Source organism: Dyadobacter sp. BHUBP1 (genome assembly GCF_050587785.1).
Classification (GTDB): Bacteria; Bacteroidota; Bacteroidia; order Cytophagales; family Spirosomataceae; genus Dyadobacter.
Genome location: NZ_JBOBIH010000035.1, coordinates 1 through 1,423, shown reverse-complemented (window position 1 = coordinate 1,423; position 1,423 = coordinate 1). Strand labels below are relative to the sequence as shown.

Here is a 1,423-nt window from a genome sequence, read left to right as displayed (position 1 = left end):
CCCGGTGGTCAACATTTAAATGACATTCAAAGTTCAAAGTTCAAAGTATAAAGATACAGTTTTTGTTACCCTTTTGTAATGATTCCAAATATGGTTTATTTTAGTATATGTATTGTAAAAAGGTGGAGTTGGATAGAATGAGCCTCTAGATTTAACGCATAATGATCCTGCTAAGCCCGAAGAATACTTTTGAAAAGGATGATGTTATCCAATGAGAAAGACAGTACTTTCAACCATTTCGACTCTTCTCTTTTCAACAATGATAGTTGCCCCTGTTTTTGCTAATCCCACAAGTATTAAACTAGCTTATACCGAAGATAGCTACGGTTACGGAGAATATTATGCCAAATCATATCCTGGTGGTAGCAACCAAGGCAATCATAAAGTCACTCTTTATGAAATTCGCAATGTTGAAGGTGTAGATAATGGGCAAGTTGTTTCTGTTGCCTATAAAGGGTATGGCGGAAATGATCTTAGAGCACAAGTTATTCACCGGATTAATGAAAAATATCTTTCCTATTCTGCACCAAGCTGCTGGTATAAGGGGAGTTCATGCGATTCAAGTCATAAAAGGGGTAGATAAAATAGAAATGACATATCCGAGCGGACATACTGAAATAGCTTATTTATATGGAACATCGTATTCGAATAGTGTTACAGATAAAAACTATGGAAATGGGCTCCACTATACCTGGAGAAAAAAGTCTAGTGATTCATATTACTGGAATGCTCTTCCTGGCGGTGCTCATTTTTCAGTCTGGGGGGGATTTTTTGATAACACCGCATTTAATCCAAGATATGAATCTACCTCTACAGTGAAAATTAACAATCATTAATATATCCTTGATAGGGGGAACCTAAATGAGTAAGAGAACATTATTTGGCTCATTAATTATAGTAACTGCACTGGGAATTAGTCTTTCGGGTTCATTCTTACTTAGTGAAACAGATGCTTCTCCAAAATTCCAAAAGCAGCCCGACGCACATACTAAAGATTTGGCTATTCAATATGCATTTCCAATTGAACATCTCGATAAGAACGGTGACCTTGTATTTGTTACTCTATCAGGCATTACTCAGGGGACAGAGGTATCAGATCATATTCCTGAAATTGTTCGTACAATTAACGATTTCGGAGGGTTAGCCGCTTCACAAAATATAATCGAGTATACGGACTTAGAAGGAAATGTATTCATGCGTATTCCTGAAGAACTCGATTCACAATTTAGTGCTAAAAAATTTGGACGTCAGAATGTAAAATCAATATCCCATGACAAGTTAATCAATATTATTGAAAAGCATAATGAAAAAGTAAAGGAATATAAAGCAGCTGAAGGCATGAGAACATTGGAACTTTACGATGATAAGGAGTGGCCAGAAGCTAAAGATAGAGAGGCTGAAAATGATACTATGTCAAACTAAT

General features: G+C 36.1%; 2 protein-coding genes. Both read left to right on the top strand.

The genetic code is table 11. The features are described 5' to 3' along the window. Positions 1-211 precede the first annotated feature (211 nt). Entirely contained in the window at positions 212-583 is a 372-nt protein-coding gene (locus ACQ4MZ_RS31490; RefSeq protein WP_429776204.1) for a hypothetical protein, read from the top strand. Positions 584-861: 278 nt separating this feature from the next. Beyond that, positions 862-1,422 (top strand): hypothetical protein, encoded by a 561-nt coding sequence (locus tag ACQ4MZ_RS31485; protein WP_327921845.1) that lies wholly within the window; start codon positions 862-864, stop codon positions 1,420-1,422. The last annotated feature ends 1 nt before the right edge of the window (position 1,423 follow it).

Coding starts and splice junctions, on each gene's coding strand:
- ACQ4MZ_RS31485 (WP_327921845.1), top strand. CDS start 862: ATGAGTAAGAGAACATTATTTGGCTCATTAATTATAGTAACTGCACTG.
- ACQ4MZ_RS31490 (WP_429776204.1), top strand. CDS start 212: ATGAGAAAGACAGTACTTTCAACCATTTCGACTCTTCTCTTTTCAACA.